Raw genomic sequence first — 25124 nt, forward strand, 5'->3', positions numbered from 1 at the left:
CCTACGCGCCGTCGATCTCGTCGACGACCACCGCGACGGCCCGCGGCACCGCGGCTGCCACCGCCGGGCTCAGACCGCACCCGTGACCGACATCGGCGGCATCGACGGTGAACACCACCGTGCGTGTCGGCGCGCGCCCCAGCGCCCGGCCCAGCGCGAGCACCGCGGCCAGGTCCAGACCGTGCGAGCTCACGGCGATCGGCGGTCGCTGCTGGGGCAGCCAGCGCCGGATTCGGCCGGGGACCGCGCCGTCGCCGGACGCCGCGTCGATGATGATCGCCAGGGTTGTGTCCCCGACGGCATCGAGCAGATCGGCCGGATCATCCTGCACCGTCGCAATTTTCACGTCAGCCAGATCGAGACGCTGCACGGCGGCAGCGACGGCAGGCCCGAGCCCGTCGTCGCGCCGGAACTCGTTGCCGAGTCCGATCACGGTTGCACTCATCGTCTGTCGATGCGCAGGGTCAGGAAATGCGCCGAGCACGAGATGCACGGATCGTGGTTGCGGATCGCCCGCTCACACAGCGCGGTCAGCGCGGCGTCGTCGAGCGTCAGGTTCGCTCCCACCAGCAGGGCCATCTCGTGTTCGATCGCAGCCTGGTTCTGCGCGGTGGGGGGCACCATCGCCGCCGTGCGCACCAGTCCGTCGTCGTCGATCTCGTAGCGGTGATAGAGCAGTCCGCGGGGCGCTTCGCTGACACCGTGCCCGACGCCGGCGCGGGCCGGAACCTCGACCGACGGTCGCGCGGGGGGCTGGTAGGCCTCGATGATGCGCAGCGCTTCGTCGATCGCGTACACCACCTCGACCGCACGAACGAGGATGCTGCGGAACGGGTTACGGCACGCCGAGCCAAGTCCGGCCTCAGCGGCTGCGTGCGCGGCGAGCGGCGACAGCCGCGACGAGTTCAGGGAGTACCGCGCCAGCGGTCCGGTCAGATAGCGGGCGCCGTCGAGTCTGGCCTGCAGTGCGGTGGAGTGCGGGACCTGAGTCTCGACGACATGGTCGGTGAAGTCGCGGACCGCGAATGTCTCTCCAGCGCTACGCGCGATGGTTCCGGTCTCGATCGGGTAGTGATCCGGATGGGTCAACGCGAGGAACTCGTGGTCGACGTCCATGTCGGGAAAGTCCAGCCGGCTGAGCCAGCCCACGATGAGCAGCGCGTCGTCGGCAGCCCGACGCAACATCTCCGCCAGCGGCCGCAACTGCGCTGCTGTCGGTGTGGCGTGAAACCCCCCGAGCTTGACGTTGATCGGGTGGATCGCCCGCCCGCCGATCTGTTCCATCAGCTGGTTGCCGGCCTTCTTCAGCGCCAGGCCGCGCTCCACCAGCTCCCGGTAATCGGCGGCCATGGTGATCACGTCGGGATACCCCAGGAAGTCGGGCAGGTGCAGCAGGAAGATGTGCAGCGCGTGGCTGTGAATCCACTCCCCGCAGTACAACAGCCGCCGCAGCGCCGCCAGCGCAGGATCGATCGCGACACCACATGCGTTCTCGATCGCATTGCATGCGCTGATCTGATAGGCGACGGGGCAGATGCCACACACCCGGGCGGTGATGTCGGGCGGTTCGGTGTAGGAGCGGCCGCGTAGCAGCGCCTCGAAGAACCGCGGCGCCTCGTAGATGTTGAGTTCGACATGGTCGACCTCACCGTCGGTTAGTGTGACATGCAGCGCCCCTTCGCCTTCCACGCGGGTCAGGGCACCCACGGTCAGTGTGCGGGTCTCTCGCACCTCGTCCCGCCCCGTCATGTGTCGTTCCGTTCTTCGGCGAAGCGCGGTGCGTTGAAGGTGGTCAGCATCTGCTCCACACCGCGTTCGGACAGTCCGTCGCGGCGCAGCAACGGGATCAGCGCGGCGGTGTTGGGGGTGGCCGCCGGCCCGAAGCAGCCGTGGCAGCCGCGAGAGAACCGCGGGCACAGCGCCCCGCAGCCGGCGTGGGTGATGGGTCCGAGACACGGTGTGCCGTCAGCGACGACCACACAGGTCACCCCCCGTGCCTTGCATTCGGTACACACGGTCTTGGCGGGCAGTTTCGGCGTGCGGCCGATCAGCAGCGCGGCCAGCGTCTCCAGGAGTTGCCCACGATCGATCGGACAGCCCTGCAGCTGGTAGTCGACCTTCACGTGCGCCGACGCCGGCGTGGAGGTGGCCAGCGTGTCGATGTACTCCGGTCGTGCGTAGACCACGGACGTGAACTCGTCGATGTCGGCCCCGTTGCGCAAGGCTTGGATTCCGCCCGCGGTGGCGCACGCCCCGATCGCGACGAGAATCCGGGACTGGTCACGGATTTCGGCGATGCGTCGCTCGTCAGTCGCCGTGGTGATCGAACCCTCGACCAGCGACACGTCGTAGGGGCCCGGTGCGACGGTGCTCGATGCCTCCAAGAAGGTGGCGATCTGCAGCTGACTGGTCAGGGTGAGCAGTTCGTCTTCGCAGTCGAGCAGTGTCAGCTGGCAGCCATCGCACGACGCGAACTTCCACACCGCCAGGGTCGGCGCGGTCACCTACAGCTCCCTGACCCGCAGCAGTGGTTCCGCGACGTCGTAGCCCACGACGGGTCCATCGCGACACAGGAGCAGGGGGCCGAGCTGGCAGTGCCCGCACCAGCCGATGCCACACTGCATGTTGCGTTCGAGCGAGACTTCGATGTCACTGGCCCCCATGCCTTTCCGGATCAGCTCGGCCGCACCGTTGCGCATCATCGCTTCGGGGCCGCACAGGAATGCGGTGGTCATCGCGGGTCGCAGCGGTAGTCCGCGCAGCGGCTGGGTCACGAACCCGACTTCCCCCGGCCAGCCCTGGACCGGCACGTCGACGGTGAGATGGACATCGATGTCGTCACGCTGACTCCAGGCGTCCAGGTCAGCGGCGAACAGGAAGTCCTCGCGTCGGCGTGCTCCGACGATCACGCAGATGCGCCCGAAGTAGTCGCGGTCGTCGAGCACGGCGAGTATCACCGGGCGCAGCGGCGCCAATCCCACGCCGCCCGCGACGATCACCAGATCACGATGCGCTGCGTCCTGCACGCCCCACCCGGTCCCGAACGGGCCGCGGAGCCCGATGACGGTTCCGGGCGCGGCGTCGTGGAGTTTCCGGCTGACGGCACCGACGGCGCGGATCGTGTGGGTGACGGTGGGCTCGGCGGAACCGGGCAGACCGCTGACCGAGATGGCCACCTCGCCAACGCCGAACGCGGACATCATCATGAACTGGCCAGGGGCGGGCGCGGGCAGCGCGTCGGCGACGGGGGACAGGCGCAGGGTCGCCGTGTCGCGGTTCTCGTCGACGCGATCGAGTACGCGGTAGGGCGCTGGCGCCATGCCCGATAGGGAGGGGGCGGTCGCGGTGGCGGTGTCAGGCATCGCCGGCTTGCTCGCGCAGGGTCGCCATCTCTTCGGTGATGTCGATTCCGGTGGGGCACCAGGCTATACACCGTCCGCATCCGACGCAGCCCGAGCTGCCGAACTGGTCGTGCCAGGTGCCGAGCTTGTGCGTCAGCCAATGGCGGTACCGGGAGGAACCCGACTGCCGGACGTTGCCCTCGTGGACGAACGTGAACTCCAGCTCGAAGCACGAGGCCCACGTCATCCACCGCTCGGCGTGCGTGCCGGTGAGATCGCTGACGTCCTCGACGCTGGTACAGAAGCACGTCGGGCACACCATGGTGCAGTTGCCGCACGTGAGGCAGCGCGACGCAACCTCGTCCCAGTGTGGCGATTGCCGCGACTCGATCAGCAGCTGCCGCAGGTCGCCGTCGGGCATCTGACGGCCCATGTGTGCCGCGGCGTCGGCGACGGCCGCTCGCGCGCAGGTGATGTCGTCGTCATCTGCACTGCGGTGGTCCAGCCGCCCCAGTACCTGGGCACCGGCCGGGCTGCCGACGTCGACGACGTAATGTCGACCGCCGGGGCCGGTGCGTTCGGTCAGGGCCAGATCGAATCCGGCTGTGGCAGCGGGGCCGGTGCCCATCGACGAGCAGAAGCACAAGCCCCCGGGCTCAGTGCAATTGACCGCGACGACGAAGGCCCGCCGCCGACGGCCGGTGAAGGCCGTGTCGGGATGCGCACCGGCGCCGAGCACGCCGTCGAGGATCGCCATCGATGCGAGATCGCATGCGCGGACGCCGAGGAACGCGTACCGCGGCGCCTCGTCAGCAGGCTCGGTCTCGCTCGACCAGACCTTCTGGCGGGCGGGGTGCAGGAATTGCTTCCACGACCCGGGACCGGCGGAATGGCCGAATGCCGCGTCGTCGTCGCGTCGGCGCATTCGGTACCGGCCCGGCGCCACGTCCACGCCCCACCCGATGGGCAGATCGTCAGCGCTGTCGAGTTCGTCGAGCACGATGGCGCTGCCGGACAACTTCGGTCCCACCACGCGGTAGCCGAGGTCCTTCAGCACGGACACCAGCTGCTCCAGACCTGCGGTGTCGATCACCGCCACATCCATGCTGTCATCGTGCGCCCAGCGAAGCGTCGATGATCAGGGCTTCGGTCCTGTGAATGTGGGGCCGAAAGTCCTCATCCTCGTTCATCGGTCGGTAACCGGGCGCCGATACCGTTGCGCCATGTCGGAGCATTGCGATTCGAGGGTGGCGGCCGGGGGAGCACCTCGATGAGCTACTCGGCGACATTCTCAGCAGGATGACCGAGCACCATCGCAAGAAGAACGCTCTGCTGCCGCAGCTGCATTCGTGGTACCCGTCGAATACGCAGAGTTCCCTGAAATAAAGGACTTTGGACCGCATATCGTCGCGGCATCGCGGGGCTAACGTCACGCTATGGCTCACAAGACCGCGCCCGTGTCGGTGCTCGCCGCGTCGGAATGCTGGGACCGTCTGGCACGTGTCTCCCTCGGTCGGCTCGTCACCAGCGTCGACGGCGAGCCGTCGATCTTTCCGGTGAACTTCGCCGTGCAGAACCGCACGATCCTGTTCCGCACCGCCGAGGGCACCAAACTGGTGAGTGCTGCGATCAACAACACGGTGCTGTTCGAGGCCGACGATCACACCGTCACCGACGGGTGGAGCGTGATCGTCACGGGGAGCGCGCGGTCCCTGCGAACGGACGAGGAGCTGGCGGAAGCCGACACAGCAGACCTCCGTCCGTGGACGATCACCGAGAAATCCCACTATGTGCGCATCAGGCCCCTGAACGTCACGGGCAGGCATTTTGTTTTCGGTGGAGAAGACCGCTGGTCTTTGTGACAAACAGTGACAAGATGATGATGTGAGCACTGGGGGCAGAGCCCAGAACGATCCGAGTGCGGGGCCGCTTCGCGATACCCTCTCCCAGCTCCGCCTCCGGGAACTGCTGATCGAGGTGCAGGAACGCGTCGAGGAGATCGTGGAGGGGCGCGACCGGCTCGACGGCCTGGTCGAGGCGATGCTCGTGGTCACCTCGGGACTCGAACTCGACGAAACGCTCAGGACGATCGTGCACACCGCGATCGACCTCGTCGACTGCCGCTTCGGCGCACTGGGGGTGCGCGGCGACGACCACGAACTGCTGGAGTTCATCTACGAGGGTATCGACGGGGAAGCCCGCGAGCTGATCGGCCACCTTCCCGAGGGGCGGGGTGTGCTCGGCGTGCTGCTCGACGATCCGAAGCCCATCCGGCTGGACAACATCTCCCATCACGCGGCCTCGGTGGGCTTCCCGGCGAACCATCCGCCGATGCGGACCTTCCTTGGTGTTCCGGTCCGCATTCGGGACGAGGTGTTCGGCAACCTCTACCTCACCGAGAAGGCCGACGGGCAGCCGTTCAGCGAGGACGACGAGGTGCTGGTCCAGGCGCTCGCGGCGGCGGCCGGTATCGCGATCGACAACGCGCGCCTCTACGAGCAGTCCAAGACCCGGCAGTCATGGATCGAGGCCACCCGTGACATCGGCACCGAATTGTTGCGCGGCACCGATCCGGCCGCGGTCTTTCGGCGGATGGCCGAGGAAAGCCGCACGCTCAGTGGCGCTGCGGCGTCGATCGTCGCGGTGCGGGCCGACCTCGACGAGCCGGTCGGCGAGGTCGACGAACTCATGGTCGCCGCCACCGCCGGTTCGGGTCCCGGGACCGACATGGCCACGATTCCCGTGTCGGGCACCGATGTCGGCGCGGTGTTCGCAGAGCAATGCCCTGGCCGGTTCGACGTGCTGCAGCTGGCACCGGGATGCGTCGCCGACGGGCCCGCGCTCGTCCTGCCGTTGCGGGCCACGGACACCGTGGCGGGCGTACTGATCGCGCTGCGGCCGGTCGGCGTCCGCGCCTTCAACGCCGGGGAGCTCGACATGATGGCCGCGTTCGTGGATCAGGCGGCACTGGCGTGGCAGCTCGCCACCACCCAGCGCCGGCTGCGCGAACTCGACGTCATCTCCGACCGCGACCGCATCGCCCGTGATCTGCACGACCATGTGATCCAGCGGCTGTTCGCCGTCGGGTTGGCGCTGCAGGGCACCATCCCGCGGGCCCGAAGCGCCGAGGTGCAGCAGCGGCTCAGCGAGTCCGTCGACGACCTACAGCAGGTGATCCAGGAGATCCGCACCGCGATCTTCGATCTGCATGGCGGCCAGTCGGGCATCACCCGCCTGCGGCAGCGCCTCGATGAGGCGATCGCGCAGTTCGCGACACCCAAGATCCGGACCACCGTGCAGTATTCGGGACCGCTGTCGGTGATCGACGCGGCGCTCGCCGACCACGCAGAAGCAGTGGTCCGGGAAGCTGTCAGCAATGCGGTCCGCCATGCCGATGCCACCTCGCTGGCGATCACCGTGGCCGCCAACGACGAGTTGGTCATCGAGGTCGTCGACAACGGCCGCGGCATCACGGACTCGATCACCGGATCGGGGTTGACCAACCTCGGCCGGCGTGCCGCGGATGCGGGCGGATCGTTGACGATCGGGCCCGCCGACGGCGGTGGCACTCGGCTGAGATGGGCTGCGCCCCTTCACTAGGGTGCGCAACGATCACGGCGTCAGGTGGATCTTGACGTGGCCCGCCGACTTCGACATCGCGGCCGCGTAGGCCTGCGCCGCCTCGGTCAGCGGCATCGTGGCGGTGAAGATTCCCTGCACGTCGAGACGGCCGCTGCGCAGCAGCGGGATCAACTCCGGCCACGTCTGCTGCACCGGGGCCGTCGTGAACCGGATCGTCAGACTGCGCAGCAGCCCCAGGAGCGCCGGGAACGGGTACGGCTGCAGATCGTGCACCCCGACGACCGACACCGTGCCGCCTACCCGCACGGCGGTGATCGCGTCGTCGAGCGTGGTGTCGGTGCCGACCGCGTCGATCACCGCGTCCGCGCCCAGGCCGTTCGTCGCCTCCATGACGGTGGCTGCCGCAGGCGGCGGCGCCGGGGTGGCGCCGGCCAGCGCGGCCCGGTCACGCCGATACTCCACCGGGTCGATCGCGAAAACCCTTGCTGCGCCCAGGAACAACGCGCTGCGGATGGCGCACTGGCCGACAGCGCCTGCGCCGATGACTGCGACGGTGCCGCCGACCGGGATGTCCGCACGGCGGGCCGCCGCCCACCCGGTTGCGAGATTGTCGGTCAGAAGCAGTGCCGCCTCGGTGTCGATACCTTCGGGGATGCGCAGCAGCTGGAAGTCGGCGGCAGGGACCGCCATCAGATCGGCCTGCGCGCCGCCGAGGACGCCCGCGCCGAAGATCTGCGGGCCGGCCACGCAGCGAACCGGGTCAGAGGTCGCACATCCTGCGCAGCGCCCGCAACCGGCGACCGAGGACACCAGCACCCGGTCTCCGACCGCGACACTCGTAACGTCCGAACCGATCTCACGCACGACGCCGACGGCCTCGTGGCCGACCGACACCGGCTCGGCCATCGGGTAGTGCCCTTCGAGGAAGTGCAGATCGGAGCCGCAGATCGCGGTCGCGGTGACCTCGATGACGGCCCCGTCGGGTCCGGGCAGCACCGGGTCGCGACGGTCTTCGACACGTACCGTGCCGCCCGGGTCGACGACGACCGCGCGCATCTCAAGCCGCCCCATCGCGGTCGTGGGATGCGTCGTCGCCGGCGGAGTCGATGCGGAAGTGGCTGAACTCGGGTTCGGCCACGGCGTCGTGATATTCGCAGAGGCGCCATGGGCTCACGGTGTGGATCTCCCCGCTTTCGGTCTTGAAGTAGGAGTGCTCGACAGCCGGGTGCGCCCACACCGTCGCGGTGATGCGCTCCTGTGTGCGTCGGTGCCAGTCCTGGGTCGGCTCGGGCAGAGGCTCCATGGCACGCGCTCCGCGGTCGATCAGATGGGCGAGGCAGGCGTTGATGTAGCGCATCTGTAGTTCTGAGTGCATGATCAGGCTGCCGCCGTGCGCCAGATGTGTTCCGGGGCCGTAGGTCATGAAGAAGTTCGGGAAGCCCGGCACCGTGATGCCGAGGTAGGCGTGCGGTCGCTGTCCCCACACCTCGTGCAGGTCCGCCCCGTCGCGGCCGGTGACCGTCATCGGCATCAGCACCTCGGTGGCGTGAAACCCGGTGGCGTACACGATCACATCAGCGTCGTAGACGGTGCCGTCGGTGGTCACGACACCGTGGGGGGTCACCTCCTGCAGCGGTGTGCGGACCAGCGTGACATTCGGCCTTTTCAGGGTGCCGAGCCAGCTGCCGTTGTCCTGCAGGGTCCGTTTGGCGGTCGCCGGATAGTCGGGCAGCACCCGGGCCAGCAATTCCTCGTCGTCACCGACCTGCGATGTGATCCACTCGGTGAACATCATGCGCGCCAACGCGTTGATCTCGCTGACCGCATGCTGCTGATCGGGATAGCCGGGGTCGACGCGGGCGGCGTCGAGGCCCTTGTCCGCGCCGGGCCAGAACAACAGGAAGCGGTACCAGCGGGCGTAACCGGGGAGGTTCTCCAGCGCCCAGCGCGCGCCGTCGGGGACCGGATCGTGGTACATCGGATTCGGGAACATCCACTGTGCGGTGCGCTGGAAGACGGTCAGCTGGGCCACCGTGTCGGCGATCGCGGGCGCGATCTGGAAACCGCTGGCGCCGGCGCCGACCAGCGCGACCCGCCGCCCCGTGAGGTCGACGTCGCGGTCCCAGCGCGCCGAGTGAAAAGACGGTCCTGCGAACGACTCTCGACCGGGGAGATCCGGCAGCGCGGGCCGGTTCAGTTGACCGACCGCGGTGATCACGGCGTCTGCGGTAAGCGTGTACACCTGCTGGCCGGTGCGCACCTCGACCCGCCACGTGGAGGTCTCGTCGTCCCACCGTGCCGATGTCACTTCGCTGTTCCATCGCACGTGCTCGCGCAGGCCGTGCCGATCCATCACGTCGGCGAAATAGGCAGCCAGCTCCGGTTGCTCGGCGAAGAAGTGTTCCCAGTGGGTGCCGGGTTCGAAGCTGTAGCTGTACAGGTGGTTGGCGACGTCGACCCGCGCACCGGGGTAGCGATTCTCCCACCACGTTCCACCAGGGCCGGCGTTCTTCTCGATGATCTCGAAGTCAATCCCGGCCTGCTGCAGCCGGATTCCGGCCAGGATGCCCGACTCGCCGCAGCCGATCACCAGCACACGCCGGCCGGCCGCGCGATCGGCATCCACGGGGGAGGGGCGGCGCGGGTCGGTGCCCTCGAGATCGAGTTCCTCGAGAACCAGTCCGATGTTGGCGTCGTCGACGGGTTCGCAGGCCGCCCAGTCGAGCATCTCCCGCACCAGGTCGGTTGGCAGCGGCGGCAGGGGTGGGCAGCCCCGGTCGCGGTAGTCGACGATCGCAGGAAGTGCAGCCGCCCGGGCGCGGGCCTTGTCCTCCTCGCTCATGAAACCCTGGATCTCGTTGAGGAACAGGCCCGCCTGAGCGAAGTCGCGGATGAAGCGCGGGTCACCGGTCAGATGCACCATCGACAGAAGCAGCGCGGGAATGCTGACATCGGCGAGGGCGGCGGCGATCTCGTCGGTCGACGTGTCGAATCGCCGGGCTGCGTGCACCGTCCGCGTCACTGGACCTCCTGATCGCCATATCGCAACGATGCGTAGCGTAACTGGTGGAGCTCGGTCGGCGCAATGAATCCGCCACCAGCATCTCCTGACGAAAGGCGTGACGTAAATCGCCTGCGCAGAGCGTGGTTGCGGGCGCACAATCGAGGGGTCATGTGCCGGCGGTCGGGTGCAGAGGCCAGTCCTCCGGCAGGTCCGCGTCAGTGCGCGGAGTCGAAGAAGGGGACATGACATGACGAACAAGTGGATGATCGCGGGAGCGGCGGCAGTGCTGGCCGGAGCGGGTCTTGCGACGGTGGTATCGGCAGGGCCGGCGGCAGCGCAACCGTGCAGCAATGCGGTGGTGTTCGGAAATGGCGGTGGCCGTTGCGATTCCCTGCCCGGGCCGGACGGTACTTTCCAGCGCTGCGACACCGTGTACGTGCTCGGTATCGGCGGCACCAACTGCTATCAGGTCCCCGTCGGCCCACCGCCCACCTGATCGCAGGAGATGTCGGCGCCGGCTGTTGTAGCCTCACCGCATGGAAGTACTACGGTCCGTAGTGGTCTTGCTGCACCTGGTCGGTTTCGCGGTCACTTTCGGGGCGTGGGTCGCCGAGGCGGCGGCCCGCCGGTTCGTCACCACCCGGTTGATGGACTACGGCCTGCTGGTCTCGCTGCTCACCGGCATCGCGCTGGCGGCGCCATGGCCGGCCGGGGTCGAGCTGAACTATCCGAAGATCGGCGTGAAGCTCGCCATCCTCGTCGTCCTCGGCGGCGTGCTCGGCATGGGCAACGCTCGGCAGCGGCGGACGGGAAACCCCGTGCCGCGCCCGCTGTTTATGTCTGTCGGCCTACTGGCGCTCACCGCGGCCGCTGTCGCCGTGGTGTGGTGATCGGCCGCCCTCACTGCTCGCCGAGGCCCATCAGCTCGGTCACCTGGTGGTCCCGCCCGGCCGTGTAGCCGCCGTCCACCGCGATCGCCTGTCCGCTGACGAAACTCGCGTCGGCCGACAGCAGAAACGCGGCGACGGCGGCGATCTCGTCGGGGCGACCGAACCTGCGCAGCTTGTGCTCGTGACGCACACCCTCGCGCGGGCCTGCCATGCCCTCGAGGCCCATCACCGACTCGAACAGCGGCGTCTCGATGAAGCCGGGACAGATCACGTTGGCGCGAATCCCGCTCGGCCCGTAGTCGATCGCCGCGTTCTTCGTCAGCAGGACGACGCCGCCCTTCGACGCGTTGTAGGCGCTGCCGCCCGCGGTGCCCTCGAGGCCCTCGACGCTGGACAACGTCACCACCGCGCCCCGTTCACCGTCCACCCGATCCTGCGTCATCATCTGGGCCAGCGCTGCGCGCAGCACCACGAAGGTGCCCTTGAGGTTGACGTCGACGACGCGGTCCCACTCCTGGTCGGGCAGCAGATGAATTGGTCCGCCACCGCCCACCCCCGCACTGTGCACCACGCCGTCGAGGCGGCCCGCCACCTCGACGACGCGCTGCACCGCGGCGTCAAGCGCCGCCGCATCGAGCACGTCGCCCCGCACGAACTCCGATGACTCGCCGGCAGCCAGGTCCAGCCCCACGACGATCGCGCCTTCGGCCGTCAACCGCCGCACGGTGGCCTCACCGATGCCCGACGCGGCACCGGTGACCAGAATCCCTTTCCCCGCAAGCCCGTTCACCGGCACAGTATGGCCGACGTGGCGCCGAGCGGACCGGGGAATCGACAGTGCGGCGAAACGCGACCATCCACCTGCCGCGATCTGTATGGTGACAATCCGCAGCGCTTCCGACCGCCTCAGCAGGAGACACCATGACAGCGCGATTGGCCGGCAAGGTCGCCCTCATCAGTGGAGCCGCCCGTGGGATGGGCGCCTCACACGCGCGGCAGATGGTTGCCCACGGTGCCAAGGTGGTGTGCGGTGACATCCTCGACGCCGAAGGTGAACGGGTCGCTGCAGAACTCGGCGACGATGCCCGCTACGTGCACCTCGACGTCACCGATCCGAACGACTGGCGCGCGGCGGTGGCCACTGCGCAGGACGCGTTCGGCTCCCTGGACGTCCTGGTCAACAACGCCGGGATCTTGAACATCGGCACGATCGAGGACTACGACATGGCCGAGTGGCAGCGCATCCTCGACATCAATCTCACCGGCGTGTTCCTGGGCATCCGCGCTGCCGCAGAACCGATGAAGGCGGCGGGCCGCGGATCGATCATCAACATCTCCTCGATCGAGGGAATGGCCGGCACGATCGCCTGCCACGGCTACACCGCCACCAAATTCGCGGTGCGAGGCCTGACCAAATCCACTGCGCTGGAACTGGGGCCGTTCGGCATCCGGGTGAACTCGGTGCATCCCGGATTGGTCAAGACACCGATGGCGGACTGGGTGCCCGAGGACATCTTCACCACCGCGCTGGGGCGCATCGCCCAGCCCGTCGAGGTCAGCAATCTGGTGGTCTATCTGGCCAGCGACGAGTCGAGCTACTCGACCGGTGCGGAGTTCGTCGTCGACGGAGGCACCATCGCCGGTCTCGCGCACAAGGACTTCTCCGCTGTCGATGCCGACGCCCAGCCCGACTGGATCACCTAGTCCGCAGACTGGCGGTCCATCCGGCGACCCAACTCGGCGCGCGACGTGATGCCCAGTTTGCGATAGACGCGGGTGAGATTGTGCTCGACGGTCTTGGTGCTGATGAACATCTCTGCCGCGATGTTCTTGTTCGTCGCTCCGGAGGCGGCCATCTCCGCCACCCGGCGCTCGGACGGGGTCAACGCCGTCAGATCGTCCGAGGGCGCCACCACCGCGCGGGCCAGCTCAGCACGCGCCCGCCGGGCCCACAGCGGGGTTCCGAGTTGCTCGAACGTCTGCAGCGCCTCGGTCAATATCGTTGCGGCGAGTTGCTTCTGCCGCAGCCTGCGCTGGAGCTGGCCGAGCACCAGCTGGGTGCGCGCCCGCTCGAAGGGCATCGGTAGTCGGTCGTGCTCGGCCAACGCCCGGTACGCGGCCTCCTCCGCCGCGGCCACCTGCCCCGCGGCGGCGAGTACGACAGCGCGACACCGCGCGCCGACCGCCTTCATCCACCCGCGATCGTGCTCGACGCCGTTGCGTTCCAGTGCGGCCGTGAGTCTTTCGGCCTCGTCGAGACGGCCCACCGCCACCATCGCCTCGATGACATCGGGAAGATGCCATCCGTAGGCGATCTCGGTCGTCAGGCCGGGTTCGTCCAGGAACGACATGTCGAGTGCTGCCAACGCTTCCCGGTGTCGGCCGAGCGACCCTTCGAGGAAGCACAGCGCCATGCCCGGCCAGTCGGCGATGTGCGAGGCGCTGCGACCCCGGGTGGCGGCGACGACCCGGCCGGCATCGGTGCGGGCGTCGTCCTCATGGCCCAGGAATGACGACACGACCGCCCGCACGGTCAACGGGATGATGAGGACATCGTCACCGCCGAGTTGTTCGGCCCGCTCCACCGCATCGGTGGCCTCGGCCGCCGCCTCGGCGAACCGACCGCGCCAGATATGGTTCATCGCAAGGAAACCCGCGATCGCCATCATGTCGCTTTCCGCGCCCCGCTCCGCGCACACCACCCGCAGCTCGGTGAACTGCTCGTGGGCCTGCTGCAGTCGCCCCGTCCAGGACAGCGTGAGCGCCTGCACCAGAGGTGCCCGGAAGATGATCGGGACGTCGAAGGCGCTGTCGTAGCACTCGAGCGCGCGGCGCAGCGCCCGCTGATCGAGACCTCGTCCGTTCTGGAAGTCGATGTACACCGACCAGGCCAGCGCCGGGCTGACGATCGCGGGCACGCCGAGCTCCTCGGCGAGCTTCACCGCGTCGCGACCGTGCCGCCGCGCGTCATCCGGCTCTCCGATGTTGTTGAGCGCGAACGACAATCGCAGCAGAACCTGGATCAGGACGGCGACGTTGCCGGCGGCGTCGTCCACCGCGCCGCGCAGCAACTCCACGGCGTCGCTGTGCTCGTTCTGATACATCAGCACCGTGGCGAGCAGGCTTGCCACCAACGCGCGAACGATCTCCGGCTCACCGGGCGGCATGTTCGCGAGCAATTCGCCCGCGCGGGTGACGTTGCCTGCCAGGAAGTGGTTCTCGGCGGATTTCAGCCGGCGCAGCGCGGTGTCGCCACCCAGCCCGATCGCCAGATCGACCAGCTCCGCGGCCGCGGCGGGCGCACCGCGGGACCGGGCCGAGTCCGCTGCGGCGTCCAGTGCGGTGAAGATCTCCTCGGTGCCGGTCGCCGAGGCCAGCGCCAGGTGGCGGGCGCGGACCTCCGGGAGCGCCACCGCCGACGCCAGCCTGCGGTGCATCGCCCGGCGAGCCGGTGAAGCCGCGTCGGCGTAGACCCCGCTGGCCAGGAGGGGATGGGTGAACCGCACCTTGTTGCCGTGCAGGGTGAGAACGCCTGCCGCCTCGGCGCGTTCGATCAGATCGATCACTTCGTCACGGCTCGTACCATTGGCATCGACGAGCACATCCACGCGCGCGTCGGCCAGACACGCCACGCTGAGCAGGAACTCCCGCATCCGATCGTCCAGCGAGCCGATGTGTGCGCGCACCACCTCGGTCAGAGTGGGCGGCAGGGCATGATCGGTGACCGCCGCGACGTGCTGGCCCTCGCCGATCGCGCGCGCCAGCTCCAGCGCGAAAAACGGGTTCCCGCCGGAGATCTCGGTGATGCGCAGGACTGTCGGGCGGGAGAAGGTGCGGCCCACGCGCTCGGAGATCAACGCGTGCAGCGCGGCACTGTCGAGCGGCCGCACCGCGCTGCGGTAGATGCCGTCGGGCCTGCTCAGCGTCAGCCACGTCGTCGTCGTGCCGTCGCCCGGGTGGCATCTCTCCGTGACCAGCAACCCGAACCGGCCCTGCAGCCGGCGTGCGGCGAACGTCACCGCCGCGCGGCTCGACGCGTCCATCCACTGGATGTCGTCGATCGCAACCACGACCGGGCCGGCCTGCGCCAGGACGTGCACCACGGCGAGGAACGCGGCGGCCACCACGCGGTGGTCGGTGACCGGGCCGTCGTCGCCGGCCCGAAGCAGCACCCGATCGAGAGCGAGCCGCTGCAGAGGCGGTAGGCCGGCGAACACCCCGGGATCGACATCGGCCAGCAGATCCGCCAGCGCGGCGAACGCCATCACCGATTCCGCCTGGCCCACCCGGGCGCTCAACACCCGGAAGCCGTCAGCGGCGGCCTGATCGACCAGGGCCAGCCACACGGTGGTCTTGCCGATCCCGGCTTCCCCTTCGATGACCAGGCCGGTGGGTCGCTGAGCTGCCGCATCGAGAAATCCAGCAACCTGTGGATCGACGATCGATCCTCGGGTAGCGGGCGGCATGGTCTCCACTATCGCAGCGGGCAAAGAAGTGTGCAAAGACTCACGGGTTCGCGCCGCTGGACCCGCGCCCAATCGACGACCCAGAGCTCAGCGCAGCGTGACCACGACCTTGCCGCGCGCAGTCCGGTCCTCCAGCGATGCGATGGCCTCGCCGGCCCGCTCCACGGGGAAGACGTCGGGTTCCGGCGGACGCACCGCGCCTGAGGCCAGCAACGGCGCCAGCTCCGCCCACTGCTCGGCCAGGTACCCCGGATGCGTCATCGTCCACGCGCCCCAGCCCACGCCCACGGCGTCGACGTTGTTGAGCAGCAGGCGATTGACTTTCACCGTCGGGATCTCGCCGCCGGTGAAACCGACGACCAACAGGCGCCCGCCCGGAGCCAGGGACCGCAGCGAATCGGTGAAACGGTCCCCGCCCACCGGATCCAGCACGATGTCGACCCCGCGCCCACCGGTGAGGTCCTTCACCGCGTCTTTGAAGCCGTCGGCGAGCACCACGTCCGACGCGCCGGCGGCGCGGGCCACCTCAGCCTTGGCGTCGGTGCTGACAACGGCAATCGTGCGCGCGGCGCCGAAGGCGGACGCCAGCCGCAGCGTCGAGGTGCCGATGCCCCCGGCGGCGCCGTGCACCAGCACGGTCTCACCTTCGCGCAGCCGTCCGCGGGTGCGCAGCGCGAAATGCACGGTCAAATCGTTGAACAACAATCCCGCACCGGCTTCGAACGACACCGCATCCGGCAGTGCGAACACCCGCTCGGCTTGCAGCGCAACGACTTCGGCCATCGCGCCGGACAGCATGGTCAACCCGGCCACCCGGTCGCCGGGACGTACGTGCGCGCCCTCGGGCGCGCTGCGCACCACGCCGGCGATCTCGGCGCCCGGCACATAGGGGAGTTCGGGCTTGTACTGGTAGAGCCCGCGCGATTGCAGCGCATCGGGAAACGCGACGCCCGCGGCATGTACGTCGACGACCACGGAATCCTCGGCGGCGGCCGGTTCGTCGATCTCGACCAGCTCGGCGGCGCTGGGCCCGTCCAGACTGCGGATGTGGATTGCGCGCATGCCGACCATTGAACAGCACCGGCGAGTCGGTGTTCCGGCGGTACAGTCTTCGAGGGCAGTATTGCGCGGATGCAACGAAGCAACCGGGGGACAGGTATGGCAGCACGCAGTCGTGGCCGCACGCGGGGCACGTGTTTCGCGCCCGCCCGCGATCTGGCGCCCGGACGCATCGTCGATGTGCGCTCCCGCGATGGTGTGCGCCTACACACCGAGGTGTTCGGGCCGCAGGACGGTCCCCCCGTGGTGTTGGCCCACGGCATCACCTGTTCCCTGCGGGTGTGGGCGTACCAGATCGCCGATTTGGCCCGCGACCACCGCGTGATCGCCTACGACCACCGCGGACACGGCCGCAGCGGGGTGCCACCGCGGCGCGGCGGCTACAGCATGGACCATCTCGCGGGTGATCTCGACGCGGTGCTCGCCGCAACGCTGGCCCCCGGTGAGCGCGCCGTGATCGCCGGGCACTCCATGGGCGGCATCGCGATCAGCTCCTGGGCGGAGCGTTTTCCGCACCGCGTCGCCGAGTGCGCGGCCGCGGCAGCGTTGATCAACACCACGACCGGTGACCTGCTGCGGCACGTGAACCTGTTACCGGTACCGCCGTCGCTGGCCCAAGCGCGGGTGCGGGCAGGCGGCACGCTGCTGCGGACCTTCGGGGGAGCGCCGCTGATGCGCGTGACCGACGGACCCAGCCGCCGATTCGTCAAGATGATCGCGGTGGGCCGCGACGCGGAGGCGGCGGTCAGCGACTTCGTGTTCGAGTTGTTCCACACCACGCCGGCCGCCGGCCGCGGTGGCTGGGCACGCGTCCTGGTGGACCACATGGGGCCGCAGCACATCAGCCTCGAGAGCCTCACCGTGCCGACGATGGTGATCGGTAGCACGAAAGACCGCCTGCTGCCGATGGTCTCCGCGCGGCGCATCGCGTCGACAGCGCCGAATCTGGCCCGCTTCGTCGAGGTGCCCGGGGGCCACTGCGCGATCCTCGAGCAGCCCGCGCACGTCAACGAGCAACTCCGTTGGCTGAGCGGCGAGACTCAGGGGCGCCGCATCAGCTCCTGATGTGCCTCGGTGGCTGCCCGCTGCCCCGAGCGCACCGCCCCGTCGAGGAACCCCGGCCATGTGTCGGCGGTTTCCGTGCCGGCCCAGAAGATCCCGTCGACCGGGGTCCGCAGCAATCGGCCGTGCGCCGTCCACGATCCCGGCGGCACCGCCGCGGTCGGTCCGCCCGCGGCGAAAGGCTCTGCGCCCCAGCAGTGGTCGAGGTAGTCGACGGGATGCAGTGCGGCGTCGCCGAACAGCGTCGCGAAATTCGACAGCGCAGCCTCGCGGCGCTGTTCGGGAGGCAGCGGATCGAACAGGCGGGCGTCGGTGAAGCCCAGCAGCACCCCGGGTCCGGAATCGCCGGGGCTCACGTCGAAGGTGATGAAGACCGGGCCCTCATCGGACAGTGCTTCGCCGGAATAGCCGCTCTCGCGCCAGAACGGTCGCTCGTAGGCGGCGTAGGCCTTGCTGAGGTGGCCCTGGGGCCAGTGCCGGGCGAGCGCGTCATACCCCTCGGGCAAGGCCGGATCGAACGCGATGGCGTCGCGATGCTCGGGTGGTAGCGCGACGATCACCGCGGCGCCGCTGAACTCGCCGCGGTCGGACACCACGTGAAGGACGCCGTCACGGCGCTCGATGCGGCGCACCGGGGCACCCAGCACGACCCGCTCGCCGAGTTCGGCCGCCATCCGAACAGCGATCTGCTGCGTGCCGGCCAGGAACCGATCCTGCTGTGCCCCGCCCTTGACGTCGAGCATGCGGTCGAGACCGCCGGCGGCTTTCACATACCGCACGGCGTGCAGCATCGACACCGCGTCCGGCTCGCACCCCCACGTGACCCGAGCCATGATCGCCATCAGATCGCGCGTCGAGGCGCCCGCGTGCATCGACCGCAACCACCTGTCGAGGGTGAGCGCATCGAGCTCCTCGGCGACCGGGGACGACCACGGATCGGCGACCGACACCTGCTTGCTGATGCGTGCGAACCGCCACTGGATGCGGGACACGTCGAGGAGTTCGAGCACCGAGAGGCGGGGGATGGTGCTGCGATAGGTGCGCACCCGGCCCCGCCACCGGATCAGGTTCCTGCCGTGGCTGTAGGTGGGCATGGTCTCGCAGCCCAGCTCCCGGGCCAGCGCCAGCACGGCGTCCTGAGTCGGCCCGACGAACGTCGCGCCCAGGTCCACGGCGACTCCGCCGACCTCCCCGGTGTACGAGCGACCACCCACCCGGTCGCGGCCCTCGACCACCACGACGTCGCGGCCGAGGCGGGTCAGCTCCCGCGCCGCCGACAGCCCCGCGAAGCCCGCTCCCACGATCACCACGTCTGCCATGAAGCGATTCTGGCGTGCTTCCCGTCGCCTGGCGATGATTTGCACGCCGAAATCGCGCTAAGGTCCCCGGTTGTGCAGGTGATGACAGCGCTCATGAGTCCGATCGGTGCGGCGCAGCGGGCCGCGGCCCTGCGCGAGGCGGGTGCGAGCGGGGTGTTCACCTTCGAAGGGCCGCACGATGTGTTCAGCCCGCTGACGCTGGCCGCGTCGGTCGGCGACCTGGACCTGATGACCAACGTCGCAATCGCGTTCCCGCGCAATCCCATTCACCTCGCTCACCAGGCGGTCGACCACCAGCTGCTCAGCGGCGGCCGGTTCACGCTGGGGCTGGGTACGCAGATCCGCACGCAGATCGAGAAGCGGTTCGGCGCCGAGTTCGACACACCCGTCGAGCGGATGCGCGATCTGATCGGCGCACTGCGGGCCATCTTCGACACGTGGCGCACCGGCGAGCGGCTGAACCATCGCGGCGATTTCTACCGGCACACGCTGATGACGCCGACGTTCAGCCCGCCGGCCGACTTCGCGCCGATCCCCATCTACGTGGGTGCGCTGGGGCCGCGGTTGACACGGATGGTCGCCGAGACCGCCGACGGGCTGCTGGTCATGCCGTTCGGATCGCGACGCTTCCTGACCGAGGTCACTCTGCCCAACGTCGACGCGGGGCTGGCCGCGGCCGGGCGGCGCCGGGAAGATCTGGCGGTCGTGCCGGAGGTCATCGTCTCCGACGCCGAATCCGATCCCGGGCATGCCTCGGCGCGGCGGCTGCTGGCGTTCTACGGCTCCACCCCGGCGTATCGGCCCGTGCTCGAGGTGCACGGCTGGGGTGTTTTGCAGCCCGAGCTCAACGCCTTGTCCAAGCAGGGGCGGTGGGCCGAGATGGGTGGGCTCATCGACGACGACGTACTGCACACCATCGCCGCGTGCGGTACGCCCGCGGACATCGCCGCCCACATCCGCGACCGCACTGCGGGCGTCGCCGATCGAGTCTGTCTGTACCAGCCCGCCCCGATCCCGGTGGAGACTCTGAGCCAGATCGTCGACGCGCTCTCCGCAGACGCGCGAACGTAGTCTCGAGCCGGGAAAGACCGCGGCAGTGGCGATCACCGTGCGGGAACTGGCCGGCGTCGCCCGGCTGGGCCTGCGTCTGGTCGCGGGCGGGTCCGCGGCGGATCGCCCGATCGCCTGGGCGCACGCGATCGAGCTGGCCGACCCGACGCCCTACCTGTCCGGCGGCGAGCTCGTGATGACCACCGGGATCAACATCGGCACCGACACCGCGGCGCAGGCCGCCTACGTGGCACGGCTCGTCTCGGCCGGCAGCGCCGCGCTCGCCGTCGACACGGGAACGACGTTGAGTGAGGTCCCCGCCGGCATCCTGGCCGCCGGAGACCGGGCGGGGTTGCCAGTGCTCGAGGTGCCGCCGTCGACGCCCTTCATCGCGATCACCAAGACGGTCACCGATGCGCTGGCCGACGACGAACTGCGCGCGGTGCAGCAGGTGGTCGACGGCCAGGAGGTGCTCGCGCGGGCGACGGTCACCGGCGGCATCCCCGGGGTGGTCGATGCGCTGGCCGAGCGGCTGGCCGCGACGGTGCTCGTGCTCGGCGCCGATCGCAGCGTGCTGGCGGCCGCGGGGCCGCAACGGACCCGGTTGCTTGCCGCGCTCACGGACAACGTGCCGTCCGTGCGGCGTGGCGCCTACGTCACCGGCGATTCCGAGGCCTTCATCACCGTGCAGAATCTCGCTGCGGCACAACCCCATCGGGCACGATTGGCGGTGCGCTCGGCCGCCCCGCTGTCCAACGCCGAGCGGTTGCTGGTGGCCCATGCCGTGTCGTTGATCTCGATCGCACTGGAGAAGCCGGCAGGTGTGGTCGAGGCCGAGCAGCGGCTGCGCAGCGCCGTGACACGCGAGCTGCTGCGCGGCTCCGGCCTTGTCGACGACGGCGTACTGCGGTACTTCGGATTCGAGCGACACGACGAGGTGGTCGTGGTGCTGCTCACCGACGTCGGGCCGATACTGACCGCGCAGCGGGATTGGGGCCGGCGACTCGCTGCCGGCCCCTACCTGATGACCCACCCGGTGACGACGACAGGTCAGGAACTCGCGATCGTGCTGCCCGCCGCGGATCGGGGACGCATCGCCGAGATCCGGTCCGGGCCGGCGCGGGACCTGGTGGGCGGGGCGAGTGGTCCGGTCGCCCTGGGCGACATCGCCATGGGACTGGAGCAGGCGCGGATCGCATGCCATGCCGGCGGGGTGCGCTTCGCCGAATATGCCGAGCTCGGACCTCTCGACGTGCTCCTGGCCGGCCGCTCCACCGCTGAATTGGCCGTGCTCGCAGCACCTTTGACACCGTTGAGCGCAGACCTGGTGGCGACGCTGGAGGCGTACCTGCGGCACAACGGCCGCCTCGAGAACGCTGCCTCCGCCACCGGCGTGCATCGCCACACGCTGCGTCACCGCCTGCGCCGTGTCAGCGACGTCCTCGACGACGACCTCGACGACGCCGACACTCGCACCCGGCTGTGGCTGGCGATCAGGGCCAGCCAGCTCCTGTCCGACCGGCCTCAGCCGCCCAGCGGGGGCGGCCCCGCGCGGTAGGTGACGGGGGTGGCCGACAGCGTGATCGGGTTGGCGACCTGCGGGGCGCCCCCGCCCGGCACGGTGACCTCGGCCTCGATGCCGAGGGAGCGGGCGTAGGCGAACGCCTCGGCGACGTCGTTGATGGGCCCGGCCGGCACGCCCGCGGCGGTCAGTTCGGTGTACCAGTGGTCGGCACCGCTGCGACGCATCTCGGCTTCGATCAACGCGCACAACATCTCTCGGTGCTGCACGCGGGCCGGGTTGGTGGCGAACCGCGGATCCTCGCCCCATTCCGCCCTGCCGAGCGTCGCGCTCAAGGCGCGGAACTGTTTGTCGTTGCCGACGGCGACTGCGATCGGCCGGTCGGCGGTCTCGAATGTCTGATACGGCGCGACGCTGGGGTGGCGATTGCCCATCATCTGCGGCACCACTCCGGCGCCGAGGTATCCCGAGGCCTGGTTCACCAGAGACGACAACAGCACCGACAGCAGATTGGTGTCCACCCGCTGGCCTTCTCCGGTGCGCGCCCGGTACGCCAGGGCCGCCAGGATGCCGCTGAGCGCGTGCAGGCCGGCGAGGACATCGACCAGCGCCACTCCGACCTTGGTGGGGTCGCCGGGCTCGGTGCCGGTGACGCTCATCAGTCCTCCGACGGCCTGCAGCAGCAGGTCGTAACCGGGCAGGTCTGCTCCGCCCGCGCGGCCGAAACCGGTGATCGAGCAGTAGATGACGTCGGGTCGCACCGCGCGGATGTCGTCGTAGCCCAGCCCGAGTTTCTCCATGGTGCCTGCGCGGAAGTTCTCGACCACGATGTCGGCCCCGCTGACCAGGTCGCGGGCCCGTTGCAGGTCGGCGGGATCGGTCAGATCCAGCGTGACCGATCGCTTGTTGCGATTCACCGCGTTGTAATACGTTGCGACGCCGGCAGAGTCGTACGGCGGTCCCCAGTGGCGGGTGTCGTCCCCGATCTGCGGCCGTTCGATCTTGATCACCTCGGCACCGAAGTCGCCGAGCATCATCGTCGCGTACGGCCCGGCCAGCACGCGGCTGAAGTCGACGACGACGATGCCGTCGAGTGCGCCCGGCGTCACGCGACCGGCCTGCCGCCGCGCAGGTACACGGTGGTGGTGTGGGTGAAGAAGTCGCGAGCGGCCGCGCCCTGCTCCTTGGGGCCGAGCCCGCTCTTCTTCGCGCCGCCGAACGGTACGTGCGGGTCGGCGCCCGCCGACTCCGAATTCACATGCAGCACGCCGACATCGATGGTCTCAACGGCCTGCAGCGCGCGGGTGAGATCCTGGGTGAACACCGCCGCAGAGAGTCCGAACTCGCTGTCGTTGGCCAGTGCAAACGCCTCATCGGCGTCGGCGGCGCGCTTGACGGCGACCACGGGTCCGAAGAGTTCCTCGGTCCACACGTCGGCGTCGCCGGCGCCCAGCTCGAGGACGGTGGGGGCGACGAAGTAGCCGTCGGCGCGGGCATCCGAGTACGGCGCGCCTCCGGTCAGCACCGTGGCACCCTGGTCTGATGCTGTGGCGATTCCTGCCGAAATATTCTGCTGGGCAGTCGAACTGATGACAGGCCCCATCTCGGTGGCATCGTCGGTGGGATCACCGACGCGCAGCGCCGCGGCTCGCTCGCACACGGCGTCGACGAATCGGTCGGCGATGCCCGCGGTGACGATCAGGCGCGATGTGGCGGTGCATTTCTGGCCGGTCGAGCGGAACGCGCCGAGCAGCACCTGCTCCAGCGCGAGATCGACGTCGGCGTCGTCGAGCACCACCGCGGCGTTCTTGCCGCCCATCTCGGCCTGCGCCGGTATCCCCCGAGCGGCCGCAGCCGCGGCGATCCGGCGCCCCACCGCCGTCGAACCGGTGAACGTGATCGCGTCGATCCCGCTGTGCCGCACCACCGCGTCACCGACCTCGGCGTCACCGACGAGCAGGTTCAGCACGCCGGCCGGCAACCCCGCAGTGGTCAACGCCTCGGCGAGGCGCAGCGCCAGCAGCGGCACGGTGCTGGCGGGCTTCCACACCACCGTGTTGCCGAACACCAGAGCGGGTGCGATCTTCCACGCCGGTATCGCGATGGGGAAGTTGAACGGGGTGATCACCGCGACCACGCCAAGCGGCTTGCGCGTCACCAGGATCTGTTCGCCGGCGCGCGGGGAGGCATAGATCTCTCCGGCCTGTCGGTCGCCCTCGTTGCCGTAGTACCGCAGGATCTGCGCTGCCCGGCGCACCTCGCCGATTCCCTCGGCTTTCGTCTTGCCTTCTTCGGCAGCCAACTCGAGGCCCCACGCCGCAGCGCGACTGTCGACGATCTCGGCGGCGGCCAGCAGGACGGCCCCACGCTGGTGCATCGGCGTCGCTGCCCACGCTGTCGCGGCCTCGTTCGCAGCGGTCACCGCGGCGTCGACGTCGGCGACGAGCGCGCCACCCCCTTCGGCCACCACGATGTCCGGCCGGGCCGGGTTGCGGCTGACGACGGTCTCGCCGTTGCCGGACACCCACTGCCCGGCGATCAGGTGCGTGATCGCAGCGGTCATGACCTGAACGCGGCGTGTCCGGTCAGCGCCTTGCCGATCGAGAGCAGATGCATCTCCGACGTGCCCTCGTAGGTGAGGACGGATTCGAGGTTGTTGGCGTGTCGCAGCGGGGAGTACTCCAGCGTGATCCCGCTGCCGCCCAGTAGCGTTCGGCATTCCCGCGCGATCGCCAGCGCTTCCCGCACGTTGTTGAGCTTGCCCAGGCTGATCTGTTCCGGCCGGACCCCGTCGCTGTCCTTGATGCGACCCAGGTGCAGGGCCAGCAGCATGCCCTTTCCGAGCTCCACCGTCATGTTGGCGAGCTTCTCCTGAGTCAGCTGATAGCTCGACAGCGGCTTGTCGAACACGTCGCGGGCCTGGGTGTAGGCGATGGCGGTTTCCAGGCAGTCGCGCGCAGCCCCGAGGGAGCCGAACACGATGCCGAAGCGCGCTTCGTTGAGGCAGGACAGCGGCGCGCCCAGGCCGTCGGCGTGGGGGAGCTGCGCCGAGGCGGGCAGCCGCACCTCGTCGAGCACCAGCTCCGAGGTCACCGACGCACGCAGCGACAGCTTGCGGTGGATGGCGTTGGCGGTGAAGCCGGGGGTGTCGGTGGGCACGAGGAAACCGCGAATGCCGTCATCGGTCTGCGCCCACACGGTCGCGACGTCGGCGAGGTTGCCGTTGGTGATCCACATCTTGGTGCCGGTCAGCACCCAGTCCGACCCGTCCCGCCTTGCCCGGGTGCGCATGCCGGCCGGGTTGGAGCCGAAGTCCGGTTCGGTCAGGCCGAAGCAGCCGACGGCCTCCCCGGTGGCGAGCCTGGGCAGCCACTCGTCCTTCTGTTCCTCGGAGCCGTAGCGGTGGATCGAGAACATCGAGAGCGAGCCCTGGACCGAGACGAAGCTGCGGAAGCCGCTGTCGCCCGCCTCGAGTTCCATGCACGCCAGCCCGTAACTGACGGCGTTCGTGCCGGCGCAGCCGTACCCGTCGAGATGCATGCCCAGCAAACCCAGCGAGCCGAACTCCTTGGCCAGTTCCTTCGGCAGGGTCGCGGACTCGAACCAGTTCTCGACCTCAGGCCGCAGCGTGGTGTCGACGAATTTGCGGACGGTCGCCGCGATCTCGCGTTCTTCGTCGTCGAGCAGGCGCGCGATGTCGAACAGCTCCAGCGGCGCGTAGGTGTTCTTCTTCGCAGCGGGTGCGGTGGTGGTCATGACGAACTCCGTCCGTTCTCGAGCTGTCCGTTCTCAGGGCTCCCACGGTAGACACCTGCGCCGCCGCGGTACA

The 25124-nt window shown here is 69.3% G+C and carries 22 protein-coding genes; 8 read left to right on the forward strand and 14 right to left on the reverse strand.

Going from position 1 to position 25124, the window contains the following annotated elements:
• Position 1: 1 nt before the first annotated feature.
• The 5 genes from ACZ50N_RS07890 to ACZ50N_RS07910 are packed head-to-tail and all read right to left on the reverse strand — an operon-like array spanning position 2 to position 4446.
• Complete coding sequence (locus ACZ50N_RS07890) at positions 2-445, reverse strand: hydrogenase maturation protease (protein ID WP_464475093.1); 444 nt, start codon at positions 443-445, stop codon at positions 2-4.
• A complete protein-coding gene (locus ACZ50N_RS07895; protein ID WP_073683246.1) occupies positions 442-1749 on the reverse strand; it encodes a Ni/Fe hydrogenase subunit alpha in 1308 nt (435 codons plus the stop codon). Before ACZ50N_RS07895 ends, ACZ50N_RS07890 begins: the two co-directional genes overlap by 4 nt.
• A complete protein-coding gene (locus ACZ50N_RS07900) occupies positions 1746-2504 on the reverse strand; it encodes an NADH-quinone oxidoreductase subunit B family protein (RefSeq protein ID WP_073683245.1) in 759 nt (252 codons plus the stop codon). The genes ACZ50N_RS07895 and ACZ50N_RS07900 overlap by 4 nt, the downstream gene beginning before the upstream one ends.
• Positions 2505-3362: an FAD/NAD(P)-binding protein gene (locus tag ACZ50N_RS07905; RefSeq protein ID WP_464475094.1), complete on the reverse strand. Its 858-nt coding sequence runs from the start codon at positions 3360-3362 to the stop codon at positions 2505-2507. It abuts the gene before it with no gap.
• Positions 3355-4446 carry a 4Fe-4S dicluster domain-containing protein gene (locus tag ACZ50N_RS07910; protein ID WP_073683243.1) on the reverse strand — a complete coding sequence of 364 codons (1092 nt, stop codon included), beginning with the start codon at positions 4444-4446 and terminating at the stop codon, positions 3355-3357. The genes ACZ50N_RS07905 and ACZ50N_RS07910 overlap by 8 nt, the downstream gene beginning before the upstream one ends.
• A 331-nt stretch (positions 4447-4777) precedes the next feature.
• Here ACZ50N_RS07910 and ACZ50N_RS07915 point away from each other — a divergent pair, with 331 nt between their 5' ends.
• Both ACZ50N_RS07915 and ACZ50N_RS07920 read left to right on the forward strand, forming a co-directional pair.
• On the forward strand, positions 4778-5203 hold the full coding sequence (locus ACZ50N_RS07915; RefSeq protein ID WP_048425157.1) for a pyridoxamine 5'-phosphate oxidase family protein: 426 nt from the start codon (positions 4778-4780) through the stop codon (positions 5201-5203).
• 22 nt (positions 5204-5225) lie between these two features.
• Positions 5226-6941: a GAF domain-containing sensor histidine kinase gene (locus ACZ50N_RS07920; RefSeq protein ID WP_048425158.1), complete on the forward strand. Its 1716-nt coding sequence runs from the start codon at positions 5226-5228 to the stop codon at positions 6939-6941.
• 12 nt (positions 6942-6953) lie between these two features.
• Here ACZ50N_RS07920 and ACZ50N_RS07925 read toward each other — a convergent pair whose 3' ends face one another.
• Together ACZ50N_RS07925 and ACZ50N_RS07930 are read right to left on the reverse strand one after the other, a co-directional pair.
• Positions 6954-7979 (reverse strand): alcohol dehydrogenase catalytic domain-containing protein, encoded by a 1026-nt coding sequence (locus ACZ50N_RS07925; protein WP_048425371.1) that lies wholly within the window; start codon positions 7977-7979, stop codon positions 6954-6956.
• Between the two features lies 1 nt (position 7980).
• Positions 7981-9945: a flavin-containing monooxygenase gene (locus ACZ50N_RS07930; RefSeq protein ID WP_464475095.1), complete on the reverse strand. Its 1965-nt coding sequence runs from the start codon at positions 9943-9945 to the stop codon at positions 7981-7983.
• A 229-nt stretch (positions 9946-10174) separates the two neighbouring features.
• Between ACZ50N_RS07930 and ACZ50N_RS07935 the strand changes: the two genes are divergently transcribed.
• Together ACZ50N_RS07935 and ACZ50N_RS07940 are read left to right on the forward strand one after the other, a co-directional pair.
• Positions 10175-10423, forward strand: coding sequence for a CDGP domain-containing protein (locus ACZ50N_RS07935; protein ID WP_046364411.1), 249 nt, complete (start codon positions 10175-10177; stop codon positions 10421-10423).
• 40 nt (positions 10424-10463) lie between these two features.
• A complete protein-coding gene (locus ACZ50N_RS07940) occupies positions 10464-10817 on the forward strand; it encodes a hypothetical protein (protein WP_048425160.1) in 354 nt (117 codons plus the stop codon).
• Between the two features lie 10 nt (positions 10818-10827).
• On the opposite strand, the gene ACZ50N_RS07945 is transcribed toward ACZ50N_RS07940, so the two are convergent.
• On the reverse strand, positions 10828-11607 hold the full coding sequence (locus ACZ50N_RS07945; RefSeq protein ID WP_048425372.1) for an SDR family NAD(P)-dependent oxidoreductase: 780 nt from the start codon (positions 11605-11607) through the stop codon (positions 10828-10830).
• Positions 11608-11738: 131 nt separating this feature from the next.
• Here ACZ50N_RS07945 and ACZ50N_RS07950 point away from each other — a divergent pair, with 131 nt between their 5' ends.
• Positions 11739-12521: an SDR family oxidoreductase gene (locus ACZ50N_RS07950; RefSeq protein WP_048425161.1), complete on the forward strand. Its 783-nt coding sequence runs from the start codon at positions 11739-11741 to the stop codon at positions 12519-12521.
• Here ACZ50N_RS07950 and ACZ50N_RS07955 read toward each other — a convergent pair.
• Positions 12518-15283, reverse strand: coding sequence for a helix-turn-helix transcriptional regulator (locus ACZ50N_RS07955; protein WP_464475096.1), 2766 nt, complete (start codon positions 15281-15283; stop codon positions 12518-12520). The genes ACZ50N_RS07950 and ACZ50N_RS07955 overlap by 4 nt on opposite strands.
• 87 nt (positions 15284-15370) lie before the next feature.
• Positions 15371-16345 carry an NADPH:quinone oxidoreductase family protein gene (locus tag ACZ50N_RS07960; RefSeq protein WP_046364417.1) on the reverse strand — a complete coding sequence of 325 codons (975 nt, stop codon included), beginning with the start codon at positions 16343-16345 and terminating at the stop codon, positions 15371-15373.
• Positions 16346-16441: 96 nt separating this feature from the next.
• Between ACZ50N_RS07960 and ACZ50N_RS07965 the strand changes: the two genes are divergently transcribed.
• Positions 16442-17407, forward strand: a complete 966-nt coding sequence (locus ACZ50N_RS07965; protein WP_464475097.1) for an alpha/beta fold hydrolase — start codon at positions 16442-16444, stop codon at positions 17405-17407.
• Here ACZ50N_RS07965 and ACZ50N_RS07970 read toward each other — a convergent pair.
• On the reverse strand, positions 17383-18723 hold the full coding sequence (locus ACZ50N_RS07970) for a flavin monoamine oxidase family protein (RefSeq protein ID WP_464475098.1): 1341 nt from the start codon (positions 18721-18723) through the stop codon (positions 17383-17385). The two genes, ACZ50N_RS07965 and ACZ50N_RS07970, sit on opposite strands and share 25 nt — an antisense overlap.
• 81 nt (positions 18724-18804) lie before the next feature.
• Here ACZ50N_RS07970 and ACZ50N_RS07975 point away from each other — a divergent pair, with 81 nt between their 5' ends.
• Both ACZ50N_RS07975 and ACZ50N_RS07980 read left to right on the forward strand, forming a co-directional pair.
• Positions 18805-19794, forward strand: a complete 990-nt coding sequence (locus ACZ50N_RS07975; RefSeq protein ID WP_464475099.1) for a TIGR03617 family F420-dependent LLM class oxidoreductase — start codon at positions 18805-18807, stop codon at positions 19792-19794.
• Positions 19795-19819: 25 nt separating this feature from the next.
• Positions 19820-21331: a PucR family transcriptional regulator gene (locus tag ACZ50N_RS07980; protein ID WP_464475100.1), complete on the forward strand. Its 1512-nt coding sequence runs from the start codon at positions 19820-19822 to the stop codon at positions 21329-21331.
• Here the strand turns inward: ACZ50N_RS07980 and ACZ50N_RS07985 are convergent.
• From ACZ50N_RS07985 to ACZ50N_RS07995, 3 genes are read right to left on the reverse strand one after another with little or no spacing between them, the layout of a single operon-like run.
• A complete protein-coding gene (locus ACZ50N_RS07985; RefSeq protein WP_464468591.1) occupies positions 21298-22404 on the reverse strand; it encodes a CaiB/BaiF CoA transferase family protein in 1107 nt (368 codons plus the stop codon). The two genes, ACZ50N_RS07980 and ACZ50N_RS07985, sit on opposite strands and share 34 nt — an antisense overlap.
• Entirely contained in the window at positions 22401-23858 is a 1458-nt protein-coding gene (locus ACZ50N_RS07990; protein WP_464475101.1) for an aldehyde dehydrogenase family protein, read from the reverse strand. Before ACZ50N_RS07990 ends, ACZ50N_RS07985 begins: the two co-directional genes overlap by 4 nt.
• Positions 23855-25051, reverse strand: coding sequence for an acyl-CoA dehydrogenase family protein (locus ACZ50N_RS07995; protein ID WP_046364404.1), 1197 nt, complete (start codon positions 25049-25051; stop codon positions 23855-23857). The genes ACZ50N_RS07990 and ACZ50N_RS07995 overlap by 4 nt, the downstream gene beginning before the upstream one ends.
• Positions 25052-25124: the final 73 nt, after the last annotated feature.

The organism is Mycolicibacterium obuense (assembly GCF_055397605.1).